This is a genomic window from Algibacter marinivivus (assembly GCF_003143755.1).
GTDB lineage: Bacteria > Bacteroidota > Bacteroidia > Flavobacteriales > Flavobacteriaceae > Algibacter_B > Algibacter_B marinivivus.
In genome coordinates, this window is the sequence record NZ_QFRI01000001.1 from 952051 (window position 1) to 971998 (window position 19948).

The 19948-nt window shown below is 32.9% G+C and carries 15 protein-coding genes; 6 read left to right on the plus strand and 9 right to left on the minus strand.

The genetic code is table 11. The annotated features are described in order from the left end of the window. A partial coding sequence (locus DIS18_RS04545) for a M14 family zinc carboxypeptidase (RefSeq protein ID WP_219930752.1) occupies window positions 1–4017 on the minus strand: 4017 nt, incomplete at its 3' end. A gap of 225 nt (window positions 4018–4242) precedes the next feature. Here DIS18_RS04545 and DIS18_RS04550 point away from each other — a divergent pair. Next, a complete protein-coding gene (locus DIS18_RS04550) occupies window positions 4243–5916 on the plus strand; it encodes an ABC transporter ATP-binding protein (RefSeq protein ID WP_109351832.1) in 1674 nt (557 codons plus the stop codon). On the opposite strand, the gene DIS18_RS15085 is transcribed toward DIS18_RS04550, so the two are convergent. The 6 genes from DIS18_RS15085 to DIS18_RS04580 all read right to left on the minus strand — a co-directional run bounded on the left by DIS18_RS15085 (window position 5911) and on the right by DIS18_RS04580 (window position 11937). Beyond that, entirely contained in the window at window positions 5911–6039 is a 129-nt protein-coding gene (locus DIS18_RS15085; protein ID WP_281261083.1) for a hypothetical protein, read from the minus strand. The two genes, DIS18_RS04550 and DIS18_RS15085, sit on opposite strands and share 6 nt — an antisense overlap. A 177-nt stretch (window positions 6040–6216) precedes the next feature. Then, entirely contained in the window at window positions 6217–6870 is a 654-nt protein-coding gene (locus tag DIS18_RS04560) for a CoA transferase subunit B (RefSeq protein WP_109351834.1), read from the minus strand. Window positions 6871–6969: 99 nt separating this feature from the next. After that, window positions 6970–7671, minus strand: a complete 702-nt coding sequence (locus tag DIS18_RS04565; RefSeq protein ID WP_109351835.1) for a CoA transferase subunit A — start codon at window positions 7669–7671, stop codon at window positions 6970–6972. A 122-nt stretch (window positions 7672–7793) separates the two neighbouring features. Then, window positions 7794–10133 carry a transglycosylase domain-containing protein gene (locus tag DIS18_RS04570; RefSeq protein WP_109351836.1) on the minus strand — a complete coding sequence of 780 codons (2340 nt, stop codon included), beginning with the start codon at window positions 10131–10133 and terminating at the stop codon, window positions 7794–7796. 51 nt (window positions 10134–10184) lie between these two features. Then, window positions 10185–10679: a gliding motility lipoprotein GldH gene (locus DIS18_RS04575; RefSeq protein WP_109351837.1), complete on the minus strand. Its 495-nt coding sequence runs from the start codon at window positions 10677–10679 to the stop codon at window positions 10185–10187. Beyond that, a complete protein-coding gene (locus tag DIS18_RS04580; RefSeq protein WP_109351838.1) occupies window positions 10666–11937 on the minus strand; it encodes a PSP1 domain-containing protein in 1272 nt (423 codons plus the stop codon). The genes DIS18_RS04575 and DIS18_RS04580 overlap by 14 nt, the downstream gene beginning before the upstream one ends. Window positions 11938–12297: 360 nt before the next feature. On the opposite strand from DIS18_RS04580, the gene DIS18_RS04585 reads away from it, so the two are divergent. Beyond that, entirely contained in the window at window positions 12298–13722 is a 1425-nt protein-coding gene (locus DIS18_RS04585) for a peptidoglycan DD-metalloendopeptidase family protein (protein ID WP_109351839.1), read from the plus strand. A gap of 29 nt (window positions 13723–13751) precedes the next feature. On the opposite strand, the gene trhO is transcribed toward DIS18_RS04585, so the two are convergent. Then, window positions 13752–14816: an oxygen-dependent tRNA uridine(34) hydroxylase TrhO gene (gene trhO / locus DIS18_RS04590; RefSeq protein ID WP_109351840.1), complete on the minus strand. Its 1065-nt coding sequence runs from the start codon at window positions 14814–14816 to the stop codon at window positions 13752–13754. A gap of 471 nt (window positions 14817–15287) precedes the next feature. Here trhO and recA point away from each other — a divergent pair, with 471 nt between their 5' ends. From recA to DIS18_RS04610, 4 genes are all read left to right on the plus strand, one after another. Beyond that, on the plus strand, window positions 15288–16295 hold the full coding sequence (recA, locus tag DIS18_RS04595) for a recombinase RecA (protein ID WP_109351841.1): 1008 nt from the start codon (window positions 15288–15290) through the stop codon (window positions 16293–16295). A 135-nt stretch (window positions 16296–16430) separates the two neighbouring features. Further along, window positions 16431–16844 (plus strand): hypothetical protein, encoded by a 414-nt coding sequence (locus DIS18_RS04600; protein ID WP_109351842.1) that lies wholly within the window; start codon window positions 16431–16433, stop codon window positions 16842–16844. Window positions 16845–16871: 27 nt separating this feature from the next. Continuing rightward, window positions 16872–17414 (plus strand): RNA polymerase sigma factor, encoded by a 543-nt coding sequence (locus tag DIS18_RS04605; RefSeq protein ID WP_109351843.1) that lies wholly within the window; start codon window positions 16872–16874, stop codon window positions 17412–17414. Beyond that, complete coding sequence (locus DIS18_RS04610) at window positions 17415–18971, plus strand: outer membrane beta-barrel protein (RefSeq protein WP_109351844.1); 1557 nt, start codon at window positions 17415–17417, stop codon at window positions 18969–18971. A 137-nt stretch (window positions 18972–19108) separates the two neighbouring features. Here DIS18_RS04610 and DIS18_RS04615 read toward each other — a convergent pair whose 3' ends face one another. Beyond that, complete coding sequence (locus DIS18_RS04615; protein WP_109351845.1) at window positions 19109–19852, minus strand: lysophospholipid acyltransferase family protein; 744 nt, start codon at window positions 19850–19852, stop codon at window positions 19109–19111. Between the last annotated feature and the right edge of the window lie 96 nt (window positions 19853–19948).

The following is a 19948-nucleotide window of genomic DNA, read 5'->3' on the forward strand; positions in this document are numbered from 1 at the left end:
ACCTACAGCTATATTGGCTGTAATATCGCCATCTAAATTATCTGTGGCTGTTGCACCTTGTTCTGTATAAACATCACCGACATTTAAATCAATTAATGCATTTCCATTTAAGGTAATGACTGGTGCTGTGGTATCTTGTTCATCAGCTATTAAGTTAATATCATCTATTGCAATATCAGCTTGCCATGTACTTCCAACAAATCTGTTAAATCGTAACTGAATACCTCCTCCTGCATATGTGTCTAAATTCAAGTTAACAGTTAACCAAGAATTACCTTGGTTTCCAGACTGATTCCAAATACTAATCCAAGAAGCACCATCATCGTCACTAATTTCTAAGTCAATTGTTCCCATATCTGTCGCTCCAAACATATGATACTGAAAACTAAAATCTGCACCACTAGCACTTGACAAATCAAAACAAGGTGAAGTAATAATAGCTCTCTTATCTGGGAAACCAGTACCGTTACCTGAAGCCTCTACAAAAATATAATCTGAACCTTGAGCTGCTGCTGAAGGCCCTGTATTATTAGATGGTGTAGTTGCTGAATTAACTGACCAATCTAAATCATCACCAGAAAACTGTGTCCAATCTCCAATTGAGCCTTCAAACCCTTGGGCATAAGGAAATGATGCTATGCCTCCTGCGCATCCAGGTGATGGTTCTGCAACATTAACCGTTCTAGTTACTTCAGTAGCCGCATTTCCAGCTAAATCTGTAACATTGTAGGTTACAACATATACTCCAATAACACCCGTATTTACTACATCTCCACCAATAACAATGTTACTAGATATATCTCCATCTGCATTATCAATAGCGGTAGCACCTTCCTCCGTATAGGTGTCACCAATACTCAAATTAGTTGGAGAAGCACCATTTAACGTTATTACTGGTGGTGTTATGTCTGGACCTGCAGCTTCAATTATTATTGTATAATCTTCAACTTCTCCATATTGAAACGTTTGACAAGAAGTAGGAAGCGCATTATATTGCATAGATATACGCATTCTAGTTGAATTTTCAACAGCTGTGGAAGGAATAGTAAAACTACCATTTACGCTAGTTGAATTTGTTGGAGATTGAGTAAAAACCTGTTCTCCTGAATCGTCAAAATCACCATCTCTATTATAATCTATCCAAACTGAATACGCTTCATTATAAACCTGCCCTGTCCAGGTTGGTGTTATCGTAATTGTATATTGAGATTGTTTTTCTAGAGTTGTTGAAATATTTGTGAAATCTGAATAAAACTGAGCTCCAGAAGTGTTGTCGATAGTATTTAATTGAACTCTACTTATAAATTCATCATTAACATTAGTACTAGCTGAAGCACAATAATTAAGTTGAACATCTAAAGTTGTAAAATTAATCGAAGCAGAATATGCTGAATTATTTGTACCACAATTAGATCGAACTTGGGCTTCATAATCGGTTAAGTTAGCCAACCCATTTAATGTGGTTGCTGGAGTTGTTAGTCCATTAACTTCTGTCCAGTTTTGCTCACCAACAACACGGTATCTTACATCATAAGTTGCTGAAGCAATATTGTTCCATGTAAGAGTTGCATCAGTAGCTGTTACGTTGTTACTTGCTAGTCCTGTTGGAACAGAAACCACACATGGTGTTTGTATACTTATAACTTTAAAGTCATCAAAAAGAAACCCATCAAAAGTAGTTGGATAACCATCTGCTCTATTTGTATTATCTGAATCAAAAACGAAACGGAATTGCGCATTTGTAGCTCCAAATAGAAAACTGTTTTCTGTGGCATCAATTAGTATTTCTTCCATTACCCACTTATCCATGGTATCAGAATCATATAAAGATTCCCCTGTAGGTTGATTGTTTTGGTCTGAAGTAGATTTTCCAGTACTTGTATTAGAGCTATTACCACTACTGTACCTGTTAGTAGAAATACTAGACCCAGGTTTTGTATATTTTCCACAAAGAGGTATCCATGTTGAACCATTGGTAGACCCTTCTATTTGGACATAATCAAAATTTCGTTCTAAATCCCACTTAGCAAAAAACTGAACTACAGATGCTGTTGCAGAAGATAAATTTACTGAAGTATTTAGAGTTAAAGTATTAGATTGATTGTTCCCATAGCCTCCAGAAGGCGATTCTGTAATTGCTAGAGTCCCAGAATATGAATCAGAAGTTGTTCCCCATGAACCACCTGATGTAGTCCAGTTAGATAAGTTATCAGTATCCGGATTATCAACAAATAATACTGCTGGATTATATGTCTTTATAATATTTGCTCGATACATTACATAACCATCATCGTTACTCAATGTTATTTGAAATTCAATTTCATCATTTGCTTGAATTCCAGAGTCTAGAGTATAAGCAGCTGACACAGTTCGTTGCTCTAATTTACTCCAACCTGTTTGAGTGGCAGGGGGTGTGATAGATGTAATATTTGATGAAACAGGTGTTACATTAAGAGTGATATCACCTAAAGTTTGCCCTAAATATTCAATAGCAAAATCTAAATTTCCAGAAGTAGCGCTAATATCATTATTATTTAAATCGTGAAATTGTGCAAACTTTCCACTATGGTAAGCATTAACAAAATTCATTCTTACTGCTCTTTGAGCTATTTCAACAATCTTAGTAGCATTTGGCCAAAAACTACCTTCTCCGTCACTTGAAATCCATGAACCATTTTCTGGCGCTAGAGCTAAAATTCCTTGACCAGAACCTGTAGATCCATTAACATCAGCTACTCCTCCAAGCATCCAATCACTCATGTCACCATTTGCTATTGTTAATATATCTGGAGCTTCACCATAAATGTATCTATTAAAACGCGTCATATCATGACAAAATTTATGGTACTCAGCTTCTCTACCTGAAGCAGGTGCATTAGGATACCCATTATAAGCATGAGGAATCAAATTAGAAGTGGCATGATGATTCATAGCCGTTTTAAAATTTCTTGTTGCAGAAAAATCTCTTACAATTTGCGTTTCAGGTTCTGAAAAAGCAGAAGGCCCACGATAGGTGTTATTACTTTGCGTTCCTGAAGAACCTCCATATATTGCATTTGGGCCCCAGAAATAATCGTAATTTCTGTTCAAATCAACACCTCTAAGGTCATTGTTTCCTGTATTATATGGCCCTAAGTTTTTACGCTGTAACCCTCCTCCACTAGGTGCTATTTCTTCATTCCATCTTAATCCATCAGGATTTGCAACTGGAATAAAATACATTTCATGATTATCAACTAAATTTTTAATCCCAGCATCGGTATCATAGTTTTCTAAAATATACCACATGTAGTACATTAAATTCATTAAACTACTAACCTCTCTTGAATGTGTCATACCAGAGTATAAAGACTCAGGTTCATTAGTTTCATCAGCATCAGGGTTGTCAGAAATTCTAACGTAATAAACCGTACTTCCTGACCATGTATTATATTGCCCTCCATTGGTAAATGAATTACCATGAGTTACTTGGTTTGTTGGTGATGCATTAGCCTTAACTGATATTAAATTTGGATATAAAGCTCTCATTTGGTCTAACTCAGCTAAAACTTCACTGTAGGTTAAACAACCACCCATACTTCCTAAATTGAAGTTTGTTGGTACAGCCCAATTTACTTCTGAGCATCCTTCGTATTGAATAAAGTTATCTATACTTTCACTTTTTGTACTTAAAGATTTACTAGCCAGTGTTTGTGATTTTTTAGCTTGCAATTGAGCTCTAGCAATAGGTAATTCAATTTCAGATTTCTTTCTATAGTGCTCTATTAAATCATCTACAAGAACAGAATAAGGAATATTCTGTTTTTTTAACATCGCTAATTCATGCGTTCCTAATTCTAAAATTAGGTTATTATCAGTGAAAACAGCACCACAAGATAAATCAATCCCAGTTTGTTTAACTTTTAAAAGTTGAGTCTTGGTTGGATTATTGATTTTGATTCGTTTTGAAGTCAAGGTTTGAGAAAACCCAAATAATGAGCTTGCTAAAAAAACAAGCATTAATGTAAAATTTTTCATGAGAGTTGGTTGGTATAAAGATTAATAATTAGCTTGAAAATAGATATTTATTTTCAATAAAACCTCTTTTTTTACTGCTGATTTATAGATAGTTATACAATTTATGGTTTTACCTCATTTGAGATGAAGAAATTACCTACATATAGTATAAATCTTACAAATTTTAGAAATTTCAAACCATCTTCTATTTAGTATATTTGAATTATAAATTTTCCTATTAAGATCATGAATCCTATTTTAGAAATTAAAAACCTTAGTATTGCGTTTAATCAAAATGAAGTTATCCATAATATTTCTTATGCTTTAAACAAAAATGAAATATTAGGTATAGTTGGTGAGTCTGGTTCAGGAAAATCTGTTTCTTCTTTAGCCATATTAGGATTACTTCCAAAAAAAATATCAAAAATAACTAATGGTTCAATTATTTACAGGGATGAAAATTTAACCCAACTCTCAAGTCAACCTTTTCAAAAAATTAGAGGTAATAAAATAGCTATGATTTTTCAGGAACCTATGAGTTCTTTAAATCCATCTATGACTTGTGGAAAACAAGTAGAAGAGGTTTTATTACAACACACAAGTTTATCAAAAAAACAAGTAAAAGAAGAAACATTATCGCTTTTTGAAAAAGTGAAACTTCCAGACCCTGAACGCGTCTTTAAAGTATATCCTCATGAAATTTCTGGAGGCCAAAAGCAGCGCGTTATGATAGCTATGGCTATTGCTTGTAAACCTGATGTTTTAATAGCTGATGAACCTACCACTGCTTTGGATGTTACAGTACAAAATGATATAATAAAGTTATTAAAGGCATTACAGGTTGAAACAAAAATGAGTATTATTTTTATTACTCATGATTTGGCTTTAATCTCAGAAATAGCAGATCGGGTTCTAGTAATGTACAAAGGAAATATTGTTGAAGAAGGTCTAGTTAAAAACATTTTTAAATCTCCAAAGCATAGTTATACAAAAGCTCTAATTAATTCAAGACCTTCTTTAGATACTCGTTTAAAAGTTTTACCAACTATTCAAGATTTTTTAAATGATAGTATTTCTACCGAAATTGTTTCAAAAGAACAACGTAAAAAAAACCATGATAAACTTTATAATAAAGCGCCGTTATTAGAAGTACTTAATGTAGAAAAAGAATATATAACTAAATCTGGTTGGTTTACAAAACCGCAACACTTCAAGGCTGTTAATGATGTAAGCTTTAAACTATATGAAGGTGAAACATTAGGTTTAGTTGGTGAGTCTGGTTGTGGCAAATCAACTTTAGGAAATGCTATACTTCAATTAGATAAAGCTACTTCTGGATCAATTTTATATAACGGTATTGATATAACAAAACTCTCCAAAACTGAAACAAGGCGGTTAAGAAAAGATATTCAAATTATATTTCAAGATCCATACTCATCCTTAAACCCAAGAATACCTGTTGGAGAAGCTATTATGGAACCCATGAAGGTTCATAAACTTTATGCTTCTGATATTGAAAGAAAAGAAAAAGTAATTGATATTTTAAAACGCGTTGGTTTATCTGAAGATTATTTTAATAGATATCCTCATGAATTTTCTGGCGGACAACGTCAACGTATTGGTATAGCTAGAACTATAGCTTTAAAGCCTAAATTAATTGTTTGTGATGAATCCGTTTCGGCTTTAGATATTTCTGTTCAAGCGCAAGTCTTAAACCTATTAAACGAGTTGAAAGCAGATTTTGGGTTTACATACATATTTATATCTCACGATTTGGCTGTGGTAAAATATATGTCTGACCAGTTATTAGTAATGAATCAAGGTAAAATTGAAGAATTGGATGATGCCGATATTATTTACGACTCACCAAAAAAGGAATACACAAAAAAACTAATTCATGCTATACCCAAAGGGTTATAGCATGAATATCTTTTTGGTTAGATAAGCTAAGCTTTTTAAAAACTGCAAATTCTCTTTTAAAGTTTCTTTGAATTTGCTTTCATCATTTGTAGGTTGTTCAGGTAGATTTGTTGCAATATTCATTAGTGTTAAGTTTATGGTAGATTTGGGGAAATCTATAATTATTTGGTTTTTTTGGGGACAGCTAATATAACATACATTTTCAAATACATCGTTAAAAAACATAAAAAATCGATAAAATACATTTATATTTAACATTTTGTCGATTTTTCATTCAATAACAATAACTAAAAGAGCATTCTAAATATCCATTTCTGGTATGTCTCCATCAATTATTAATGTGCCTTCAGTGGCATTTTTAATATCATCTACTGAAACTCCAGGTGCTCGTTCTAATAGTTTAAAACCATTATCTGTAACTTCAATAACCGCTAAATTGGTTACTATTCTTTTAACACATCCAACACCAGTCAACGGAAGAGAACATTTTTTTAAAAGTTTTGATTCACCTCGTTTATTTGTATGCATCATAGCTACAATTATATTTTCAGCACTGGCTACTAAATCCATTGCTCCTCCCATTCCTTTTACCATACGCCCTGGAATTTTCCAATTAGCAATATCTCCATTTTCAGCAACTTCCATAGCTCCAAGAATTGTTAAATCAACATGTTGCCCTCTTATCATAGAAAAACTTAAAGCCGAATCAAAAAAACTGGCACCAGGTAATGTAGTTATCGTTTGTTTACCCGCATTAATTACATCCGCATCTTCTTCTCCTTCAAAAGGGAAAGGGCCCATTCCTAAAACACCGTTTTCACTCTGAAATTCAACTTCTATATCATTACGCACATAGTTTGCTACTAACGTTGGAATTCCAATTCCAAGGTTAACATAATAGCCATCTTGGACTTCTTTTGCTATACGTTTTGCTATACCGTTTTTGTCTAACATATATAATCTCTTTTTGTCATTCCCGTGAAAACGGGAATCTTTTTAATTGAAACTTAATATTTAAAATGGATTCCTGCCTTCGCAGGAATGACAAGCATTTTAACTTTTAGGTCTTACCGTTCTCTGCTCTATTCGCTTTTCATAAACTTCACCTTGAAATATTCGTTGCACAAAGATTCCTGGAATATGAATTTGGTTTGGATCCAAATCTCCAAGCGGAACAAGTTCTTCAACCTCTGCAACTGTTATTTTGGCTGCTCCGCACATATTTGGATTAAAATTTCTTGCTGTTCCTTTAAAAACTAAGTTACCAGCTTCATCACCTTTCCATGCTTTTACAAAAGCAAAATGGGCTTTAAACGCATGTTCTAAAACATACATTTTTCCATCAAACTCTCGCGTTTCTTTACCTTCAGCTACTTCAGTACCAAATCCTGCAGGTGTATATATTGCCGGAAAACCAGCTTGTGCCGCTCTACAACGTTCTGCCAAAGTTCCTTGAGGAATCAATTCAACATCTAATTCTCCTGAAAGCATTTGGCGTTCAAACTCATCATTTTCTCCAACATAAGACGACACCATTTTTTTAATTTGCTTTTCTTGAAGTAATAAACCTAAACCAAAATCATCAACTCCAGCATTATTAGAAATACAGGTTAAACCATTTACTCCAAGTTTTACCAACTCTGCAATAGAATTTTCAGGAATTCCACTAAGTCCAAAACCACCAAGCATGAATGTCATGTTATTTGAAACACCTTTTAAAGCATCTTGAACATTAGCAACTTTTTTATTAATCATTATTATTCGTTTTTACATCATAAAATTACGAATAATTGAATGATATGCCTATATTTTTGACAAATAAAAAACCATTCCTTTCAGAATGGCTTTTTATTGAATTTTTGAAATTTAATTAAATATTATCCAAAGTCTAAATCTTCAGGTGTATCTTCATCTGTATCTTCATCAGTAAGTGTAGATTTATGTTTAGAACAATCAACATTAATAGATAAATTCTCTGGTTCTTGAAATTCTTCTTTTGAAATTTCTAAATCTTCATCAGCATAGCAACTGTTCATATATAAACCCCAAATTGGTAATGCCATAACAGCACCTTGACCATAAGTAATACTTTTAAAATGAGCCGCCCTATCTTCTGCACCTACCCAAACACCTGTAACTAAATTAGGTACCATACCCATAAACCAACCATCACTTTGGTTTTGTGTGGTTCCTGTTTTTCCTGCTATAGGATTTGTTAATTCATATGGATAACCTGTAACAACTTCTTTGTACTCTGTTCTATTTCTTTTATATGTATGACGCAAACTAGCCCCAGAACCAGATTGGGTAACACCTTGCATAAGCTGAACAGCTACATAGGCTGTTTCTTCACTTAAAACATCTCTTGTTTCAGGTTTGAATTGGTACAAAATTGTACCGTTTTTATCCTCTATACTAGTTACCATAACTGGTTTTGTATATACTCCTTGGTTAGCAAAAGCTGAATAAGCGCCAACCATTTCGTAAACACTAATATCAGGTGTCCCTAAAGCTATTGATGGTACAGCTAACATTTCTGATTCTACACCTAATTTTTTAGCTAAATCTACAACCGTTTGGGGTCCTACTTTATCAATTAATTGCGCAGTAACAGTATTAACAGAGTTTGCTAAAGCATTTTTTAATGTTCTAGTTCCTCCATAATTTGGAGTAGAATTTTTTGGACACCATTCTTCTGGATTACCATATTTATTAGCTTCAATACAATACGGAACATCTGGGAATTCATCACAAGGCGAATAGTGTAACTGGTCAATAGCTGCAGTATAAACTAATGGCTTAAAAGTAGAACCTATTTGTCGTTTCCCTTGCTTCACCATATCGTACTGGAAATGCCTGTAATTAATACCACCAACCCATGCTTTTACATGACCTGTTTGTGGATTCATAGACATCATTCCCGTTCTTAAAAAAGACTTATAATAACGCATGGAATCAATAGGTTTCATAAGTGTATCAACCTCTGATGCTTTACCATCTTTCCATGTAAAAACAGACATTTTTACTGGTTTATCAAAAGACTTAATAATCTCATCATTAGATTTTTTTAAATCATATTTCATGTGTCTCCAGCGCTCAGATTGTCGCATGCCTCGTTTCATTAAAGCATCAATCTCTTCCTTTTCAAGCTCTAAAAAAGGTGCTGTAGGATTGCGTTTTGGTGTATTTTGATGAAAAAATTCTGCTTGTAACCTTGGCATGTGTTGTTGTACAGCGTTTTCAGCATAGGTTTGCATTCTAGAATCAATAGTAGTATAAATGGTTAATCCATCATTATACAAGTTCCATTTTGAGCCATCTGGTTTAGGATTCTTTTTAATCCAATCTTTCATAAAACCATCTAGATAGCCTCTAAAATAAGTGGCAATACCATCACGATGTGATTGCGGTGTGTATTTTAAATCTAAATCTGTTTTTTGAAGTGAATCTTTTACAGCTTCAGTAATATAACCGTATTTTTCCATTTGAGCTAAAACTACATTTCGTCTATTTTTAACACCTACGGGATTTCGTCTTGGGTTATATAGAGATGAATTTTTAAACATCCCAACTAACATTGCCGACTCTTTTAAGCTTAAATCTTTAGGCTCTTTATCAAAGTAAATACTCGAAGCGCTTCTGATTCCATCACCATTATTTCCAAAATCATAGATATTGAAATATTGCGCCATGATTTCTTCTTTGGTATACTGACGTTCTAAACGTGTAGCAATAACCCATTCTTTGATTTTCTGAGTAAGTCTACTAAATGTACTTTTTGAAGCAACACCAACAAATAATTGTCTTGATAATTGTTGCGAAATAGTACTCGCTCCACCTCTTCCTCCTAAAAAGAAAAAAGCTCTTAAAGTTCCTCGGGCATCAATCCCAGAATGTTCATGATAACGCACATCTTCAGTGGCAACTAAAGCATCAACAAGGTCTTGTGATAATTCATTGTATCCTACTGGTGTTCTGTTATCCTTGAAATAGAATTTACCTAATGTTTTTCCATCTGAAGAAATAATCTCAGTTGCTAAATTAGTTCTTGGGTTTTCTAACTGTGTGTGATCAGGCATATCACCTAAAGCTCCCCAAGATGCTAATAAAAAAATTAAGATTACAGAAAGTATTCCTCCCAAAAACACCATCCAAAACCAACGAATGTATTTTGAATAATCTTGAATTGCTTTTGTTTCTTTTTTTGCTTTTGCCATAGTTTAAGTGTCTTAAGTTATGAGCCTCTTAAGTATTTAAAGTTATGTTGGTTATTTTATAGTTGGGTTTTCTATTCTAAACCCTATATCTGTGATGCCTTCCAACTCAACAACGCCATTTACTTTTCCATTTTCTCTCATAGCGTGTTGAATATTTACGGTATACTCTCCTGTTTCAGAGAAAATAACGTTTTCCTTATACCACAGTTTGTTTTCTTTTATATCCGTGTATCCTTCGCCTAAAAGTTTTCCACTTGGTTCTGCCATTCTATATTCCAAGGTGTCTTTTATTGTTTTACCATGCGGAAAAATCATTTCGACTATTAAGAAAATATTATTGTATTTATAAGCGTTGGTATTTCTTAAATTAACAAATAAATTATAGGCTATAGTTGAATCTGGCGGATTTACTTTAAAATTTACAACAGTATCTTTATGCCATACATTAGGAACCGATTTATAGCGATCAAAAACACTATTTGAATCGCATGAAACCATCATAAAAAAACAAATACCAAAAAATAATAAGATTCTATTTTGCAGCATTTTTAGTGTTTTGCGGTTTTCTTTTGTTGTTTTTTCTTCGTTTATTTTGATTAGGGTTTTTCTTGTTTTCGGGAGTATTTTTATTTCCTCCGTTATTGGCACCAGCCTCTTTATTATTATGATTCCCCTTCTTTCTTCTATTATTTCTACGTTTATTATTACGTTTTGGACTATCAAAGCGTGTTAAACTATCTTGACCCACAACGTTTTCAAATACTTCTTTAGTATCTTCTTCTACAAGATCTGAAGCATATTCTTCAAGGCTAGCTATTTTTTTCTTTTGCTTATTTATTTCAATAATTTCATTGGCTTGCTCTGTAGTAATCTTGTGCCAATTCATCCACTCACCTTCATAAGCATACCACATATGACCTTTAAAAATATCCGTTTTTTGGCAAACAGCAGTTCCCTTTTCAGTGTATAGTTTTGTATCGTTCTTTGGAAAACTTTTTAATGCATCTAAGTACGTATCCAACTCATAGTTTAAGCAACATTTTAGTTTGCCACATTGACCAGCTAATTTTTGCGGATTTAAGGATAATTGTTGATAACGTGCCGCCGATGTACTTACTGAACGAAAATCTGTTAACCATGTAGAACAACATAACTCACGTCCACAAGAACCAATACCTCCAAGTCTTGCCGCTTCTTGACGAAAACCAACTTGTTTCATTTCAATTCTAGTTCTAAACTCACGAGCAAAAACTTTAATAAGTTCTCTAAAATCAACACGTTCTTCAGCAGTGTAATAAAATGTAGCTTTACTGGCATCACCTTGAAATTCAATATCTGAAATCTTCATTTGAAGCTTCAAATCGATTGCAAACTGGCGCGCTTTCACCTTCATTGGCTCTTCTTTATCACGTGCTGTTTGCCAAATATCAATATCTTTCTGACTTGCTTTACGGTAAATTTTTAAAGCTTCTTCAAGATTTTCTGATATGTTTTTACGCTTCATTTGAACACGTACCAATTCCCCCGTAAGGGTAACCATACCTATATCATGACCCGCTTTTGCTTGAGTTGCAACAATATCACCGATACTTAAAGTTAAATTTTCAGTATTATGATAGTATACTTTTCTACCGTTTTTATAACGAACCTCAACCCAATTAAAGGGCTTTTCTCCGTTAGGAAGAGACATATTTGATAACCAATCAAAAACAGTTAGTTTGTTACAACTGTCTGTACCACAGGTACCATTATTTTTGCAGCCTTTTGGGGAGCCGTCTTTAGTCGTGCAACTAGCGCAAGCCATATTTATATATATTGATTCCGATTAGAATTAAATATCTACCGGAAGATGGTTCGTAATTATATTGAATCTCGCTCTAAAATTTCAACATTCTAAAAGCTTGATAATAAGTTTCTAAGAATCTATTTTTAAAAAGGTTCTTTCAAAAAAAGACTTCTCGGACGTAAATATAAGATTATTATAAGAGACTATAAAGTAAAGGGTTTCTTAATTAAACTCAACGTCGTAATTAAGCTAATTGGGTATGATTTTGAGTCATTTTCTTTTCGGTAAATGTTACAAAACCTTTTCCTAAGAACTAACCCTTGCTCACATTTAATAAATTCTTCGATGTAATAGGTATAACCTTCTAAAACATTAATTATGAAATCTAAAATTACTCTTCAATTTATCTTTTCAATATTAACCTTTAGTATTCTAAACGCACAAGCACCAAATTTTATACCAGATGGAGGCGAATTTGTTTTTAACCCAGACAATGTCCCTTGTATAACAGATGAACAAAGAGACGTTGTTTTAAACGAAATCAAAAACAGTATTCAACAATTAAAAGTTGAAAAGAAATTATCTTATAAAGGAAAGCATAATAAATTAATCCATCCACTATTTATTTGGCCTGTAAAAAAGAAAGATGGTTTAGAATACAATGATGTTTGGGGAATTTCAAACTATGTAGACCAAAACTCAGCATTTCCTAATCAAACCTTAGATTATAATTGTGGAAACAGAACTTATGATACAACAAATGGATATAATCATGCAGGAATTGATATTTTTAATTGGCCATTTCAATGGAAAATGATGGATAATGATGATGTTGAAATAATTGCAGCTGCACCTGGGCAAATTCTTGCTAAAGTGGACTCTCGAACTGATAGAAGCTGCTCATTTAATGGAACTAATTGGAATTTTGTTTACATTCAGCATGATGATGGTAGTGTGGCTGTGTATGGACACCTAAAACAAAACTCAGCTACCACAAAAAATGTTGGAGATATGGTGACTGAAGGAGAATACTTAGGAATTGTTGGGAGTTCTGGAAACTCCACTGGTCCTCATTTACATTTTGAAGTATATTCTGAAATTGAATGGAATGGTGTTGGTCAAGATATTTTAGTAGATCCATACGCTGGTACTTGTAATAACATGAATACTGATACATGGTGGCAAAACCAAAAACCTTATAATAATCCAAATATTAATGCTGTACTAACCCATAGTGCGCCTCCAGTTTTTCCAAATTGTCCTACTCAAGAAATAAGTAATGAAAATGATGATTTTGACACTTCAGAATCTATAACTTTTGGTTTATACATGAGAGATCAAATGAATGGGACGAACATCAACCTAAAAGTTATAAGACCTGACAATTCAGTGGTGTATAATTGGAATTTTCCTTTTAATGCTAATTATAATTCATCCTATTGGTACTGGACTTTTTCAAATATCTATAATATGAATGGTGAATGGAAATGGGAAGCAACCTACCAAGGTCAAACGGTTACACATAGCTTTAATATTACAGGTGTTTTAAGTGTTGAAGACCAGTATTTAAAAGACACTTCAATATACCCCAATCCGGCTAATGATATAATTCATATTTCTACAGTAAAGAAAATTGTGAATGCTGAAATTATAAACGTAACAGGAAAAGCCATTCAATCTTTCAATAACCCTAATCAAGGATTGAAAACTATTAATACATCCAATTTGTCAAACGGATTGTACTTTCTAAGATTAGAAGGTGATACTTATGAAAAGAAAACCATAAAGTTTATAAAGCAATAAAAAAATAGGCTCCAAAACGGAGCCTATTTTTATTTCTTAAAGTTCTCGAATATATTCCTTAAATCTTTTTTATAAGGTAAATGGTCTGCACGCCCCTTCTTAAAAATATCATTGCTATTTCCTTGTCCCTTACGCAATGCTTTTTGCTCTTCGTAAGGCAATGCATGGATTTCTTTACAAGACGATGAACAACAATTATCCATCTCCTCCTTACAAGCATCACACTGTATAAAAAGTAAGTGGCAAGCATCATTAGCGCAATTGGTGTGCACATCAAAAGGCGACCCACATTGGTGGCATTGCGCAATCACATCATCACTAATTTTTTCAGCCCTACGCTCATCAAAAACAAAGTTTTTACCTAAAAATTTATTCTCTAAATCTTGATCTTTAACCTGTCTTGTATACTCAATAATACCGCCTTCTAACTGATATACATTTTTAAAGCCCTTATGCTTAAAATACGCACTAGCCTTTTCACAACGTATACCTCCAGTACAATACATTACCAAGTTTTTATCTTCCTTATGGTCTTTTAAATCATCCTCAATAATATCTAACGATTCTCTAAACGTATCCACATCAGGAGTTACAGCATTTTTAAAATGCCCAATCTCACTTTCGTAATGGTTACGCATATCCACCAAAACGGTTTTATCATCCTCAATAAGTGCATTGAATTTTTCAGCATCAACATGCACGCCTTTATTGGTTACATCAAACGTATCATCATTTAAACCATCAGCCACAATTTTATGTCGCACCTTTACTTTTAATTTTAAAAACGACATATTGTCCTGCTCCACAGCAATATTCAATCGGATGTCTTTCAAAAAATTAATAGTATCCAAATGCGTTTTAAATGCATTAAAACGATCTGCAGGTAATGATAATTGCCCATTAATACCCTCATGAGCCACATAAATACGTCCTAAAACGTCCATACTATTCCAAGCAATAAACAATTGGTCTCTAAACTCTTGAGGATTTTCAATTTTAGCGTACTGATAAAAAGAAAGTGTTAATCTGTCCTTTCCGGCCTTCTCAATTAACTCCGCTCTCTCCTTTGCGCTTAAGGTATTGTACAGTTGCATGCTATACTAATTTAAGGTTATAAGAATATTTTAAGCTGCAAATGTACAACATCTAAGCAATATTAAAAATTTGGGCGCTACCCAAAAGGGTCGGGCTATCCGTTCCAAGTCCTCGCTTATGCACTAAGGTGCAAAAGCTGTGGGCTTTCCACTACTATCCCTAGCGCACACAACCGCCAAAGCCATTTCTCAAACCAAAAAACAATGATATATTCCAATAAAAAAGCACCAAAATTTTCATTAAGGTGCTTTAATTGAGTTTAGAGTTAGTCTATTTCAAAAACTCATTGGCAAATTTGATAGCAAACTTTTTCCACTTATACATGTTAGATGCGTCTTAACTAAAAAGGTTGCGTCTAAATAATAAATTTCTACTTTTCTAATTCAATTTTTTATGTTGAAAACTATTATTGTGATATGACAAAAGATGTAGTACTTTAGCGTACAATTTTTCAGAAAAACACAAAGATAATGAGCAGCGATAAAGAAAAAGAAGCAAAATTAAAAGCACTAAAACTAACATTAGACAAACTAGATAAAGCATACGGAAAAGGTACTGTAATGAAAATGAGCGACGCTGCAGTAATAGATGTAGACGCCATCCCATCAGGTTCTTTAGGTTTAGATATTGCCTTAGGCGTTGGAGGTTACCCAAGAGGTAGGGTTGTAGAAATTTATGGTCCAGAGTCATCAGGTAAAACAACCTTAACGTTACACGCTATAGCTGAAGCGCAAAAAGCTGGTGGTATTGCCGCATTTATTGATGCAGAACATGCTTTTGATCGTTTTTATGCCGAAAAATTAGGTGTAGATATTGATAATTTAATCATCTCGCAACCAGATAATGGCGAGCAAGCATTAGAAATTGCAGATAATTTAATTCGTTCTGGCGCTATCGATATCGTCGTAGTCGATTCAGTTGCAGCTTTAACACCAAAAAGTGAAATTGAAGGTGAAATGGGAGACTCAAAAATGGGGCTTCACGCACGTTTAATGTCTCAAGCTTTAAGAAAACTAACAGCTTCAATTAGTAAAACCAATTGTACCGTAATTTTCATTAACCAATTACGTGAAAAAATAGGCGTAATGTTCGGTAACCCAGAAACAACAACTGGTGGTAATGCATTAAAGTTTTACGCTTCAGTACGTTTAGATATTCGTCGTTCAACACAAATAAAAAGTACAGATGGTGCTGTTATGGGTAATAAAACCCGTGTAAAAGTGGTTAAAAACAAAGTTGCACCACCGTTTAGATTAGCCGAATTTGATATCATGTATGGTGAGGGCGTTTCTAAAGTTGGAGAAATTTTAGATTTAGCAGTAGAGCATGAAATTGTTAAGAAAAGCGGCTCATGGTTTAGTTACGATGATACTAAGCTCGGTCAAGGTAGAGATGCTGTAAAATCCCTAATAAAAGATAATCCAGAACTCATGGACGAGCTTGAAGATAAAGTAAGAGCAATAGTTTCAGAACAATAATATAAAATCCCGTTAATTCGGGATTTTTTTATGACCAATAATTCTTTTAAAATTCTTTATTTTTATACGCAACCTTTTTAGTTTATATGCATCTACTAAGTGCAAACATGTATATAACCCTGAATTTATTTTGCTATGAAAAAGTTATTAGTTCTTTGTTTAACGCTTATACTTTGTGCGTCTTGTAGTATTGAAGACGATGGCACTAGTTTTAGTTTTGAAATTTTACCTGTTGAAAGTGTAGATATACCTGACGAATTTGAGTTAGGAGAAACTTATCCGATAACAGTATCGTATTTAAGACCATCTACTTGCCACGCTTTCAAAGAGTTTTATTATTTAAAAGAAAATAATGAACGAACTGTTGCTCCAATTACTTACATTTTTGACAACAACAACTGTGAGACTCTTGAAGAAAACAACTTAGTAGAGTCAACTTTTAATTTTAGAGTTACAAGTAATGGCTCTTATATTTTTAAGTTTTGGCAAGGAGAAGATACCGACGGAGAAACTCAATACTTAACCATTGAAGTACCTGTTGTTGAGTAAAAATTATTAATTATATACCTGTTTGATTTGAGTTTAAAACAACTCATAGAAAATTGTAAAATTGATGATACTAAAGCACAAAGCGAATTATACAAACTCTTTTCGAGTAAACTATTCGCAACATGCTTAAAGTATTCAAGAAACTATGCTGAAGCAGAAGATAATCTGCAAGATGCATTTTTAACAATTTTTAAAAAAATTGAACAATATAAAAACAAAGGTTCTTTTGAAGGTTGGTTAAAGCGTATTACTGTAAACACCGTATTGCAACGCTACCGAAACGAAAAAGTTTTTGATATAATAAATGAAGATACTATTGAAGATGTTGAATTGGAAGTTGATGAAGACACTGTTTCCATTGACTACCTTTTAAAGATTATTCAAGAATTACCAGATAGATACAGATTAGTTTTTAACTTATATGTTCTTGATGGCTATTCACATAAAAACATAGCAGAAATGTTAGATATTAATATAGGAACTTCAAAATCTAATTTAGCTCGAGCTAGACAAATTTTGAAGAAAACTATAGAACAGTATAAAACCAACCAACGCTCTCAATCATTATAAATGAGTGATAAAAAACATATTGATAGACTTTTCCAAGAGGGATTTAAAGATTTCGAGGCAACACCTAGTGATGCTGTTTGGAAAAACATAGAATCTAAACTCACCGAGAAGAAGAAAAAACGTCGCGTCATCCCTATTTGGTGGCGCTATGCTGGTGTTGCAGCTTTATTATTACTACTGCTAACTATTGGAGGTATTGTTTTCAATAATTCAGATGAAGGCTCAACCAAGCAAGTTGTTGACACAGAAACTAAAACCGATTCTGAAAAAACAGATATAAGAAACAACAATCCTTTTAACGAAAATGCTACAGAAACTACTATAGTAACTTCTGATGATGAATCAAATAAAACTTCAACGTCTCAATCTGAATTATTAAAAGATAATTTAAGCCCATCAAAAGAAACATCAGTGGCAAAGACGAGTTCTTCAACAAATAAAAATAAATCTAAGTTAGTTTCTCCTGATAAATTAAATATCAAGCAAAATAATATTACCTCAAATAACAATAGTGCTATTGCTACTAATTCATCTGAAGAAAAAAATAATGTTAAAAATCTTCGAAATCAATTAGAAAAAACTACCGAAGTTGCAAACACTTCTGAAAATGATAATGTTGAAACTAATAAAAAACCTGAATTTGTAAACAAAGAAAAAGCAAAAACAATTTTAACAGATGCTACTGAAAGCAATACAACTATTGCTGAAGCAAACACAGAGTCGGTTAATAAAACAACCAATGAAAACTCAGTTGAAAAAACACAAGAAGTTAATAAACTTAGTATTGAAGAGGCTATAAACAAAAACAATACTATTGCTGAAAATATAACTAAGAAAAATAACAACCCTAAAAGTAAATGGAGTGTTGCGCCAAATATTGCACCTGTTTATTTTAACACATTAAAAGATGGCTCGTCAATAGATCCGCAGTTTAATAACAACTCTAAATCTGGTGATATTAACATGAGTTATGGTATTTCTACAAGCTATGCTTTGAGTAAAAAAATAAGTGTTCGTTCCGGAATTCATAGTGTTAATTTAGGTTATAACACTAATGATGTTGTTGTTTTTCAAACTGTAGGTACTAGTACAAATAGTAGTGCTTTACAAAATATTGATCCAGCTTCTGGTAATGTATCGCTTCTAAGTTCAGAGTCTTTAGATTCTAATGCAGCACCATCTTTTGCTACATCTAATGCATCAATCAATCAAAATTTGAGGTATGTAGAAATTCCTCTAGAGATTAAATATACACTATCTGACAAAAAGTTTGGAGTTAACCTTATTGGAGGTTTCAGTTCTTTCTTTTTAAACACTAGTAAAGTCTTTTATGAAGAGGATAATGGAAATAGGACGATACTCGGAGAAGCAAAAAATATTAATAAACTAAGTTATAGTGCTAATTTTGGATTAGGTTTAAATTATAAAGTTTCTAAAAAATTCGATTTTAATTTAGAACCCATATTTAAATATCAATTTAACACATTTAACAATACTTCTGGTAATTTCTCACCGTTTTTTATCGGTGTTTATACTGGATTCGCTATTAAGTTCTAGGTTTTTGGTTAGATCTGGATATGGGTTTCCATTTAAGCTCGGAAACTTGTATCAAAAGAAAAACTGCTCGTCCCCTCGAGCAGTTTTTTTATTTTAGATTAGATTGAACACAGTAAAACCTTAACCTTTTAAGTATTTTAATCTTTATTATTAAATACTTCAAGCTGTTTCAAAATAACAGCTTTAGAATCATTATTCAATGTTCTTGTATCTTCAGTAACTAACCCTTCAGTAGATATAAATTTATGTATTTTAACACGCATGCTACCTGGGCTTCCACTAAAAAAAGTATAAGAAAATCGTTTTTTATTATCAGCAAATGTTATAGGCACTATAGATATTTGATGGTTTATTGCAAGTCTGAAAGCACCATCTTTAAATTCATCCAACATAATATGCTCTTCTGGCACACCGCCTTCAGGAAAAATACAAATACTAAGTCCAGATTTTAGTCTGCGTTGTGCTCTTAAAAAAACAGCTTGCCTACTTTTTGGCGAACTTCTATCTACTAAAATACAAGTGCGCTTATAAAAAAATCCAAAAAGAGGAATCTTAGCTAATTCTGCTTTTCCAACAAATACAAAAGGATTTTTAACTGTTACCAACATCAACATAATATCTGCCATGGAAGTATGATTAGCAATAAACATGTAGCTTTTACGCTTCTCTGGAGTTTGTTCACGCTCAATTTTATAAACAAAACCCATACCTATTAAAATAAACTTAGCCCATAATCTGGCTATTCTAAAAAAGAAGGGGTACCAAGATTCTTTTAATATAGAAATTAAAAGTATCGGGAAAAGTATAAGAATAGGTAAAGCAACAAGGATGTAAAACCAAATGCGATATAATATCCAAAAAATGTATTTAAAAACAATCATAAAGTCCAAAAATACACAATTGTATTGAGCTATTTTATTAAAACGTTTACCTTTGCTTTTTATGTTTAACAGATGAAAAAGATTCCTGCCTAAGCG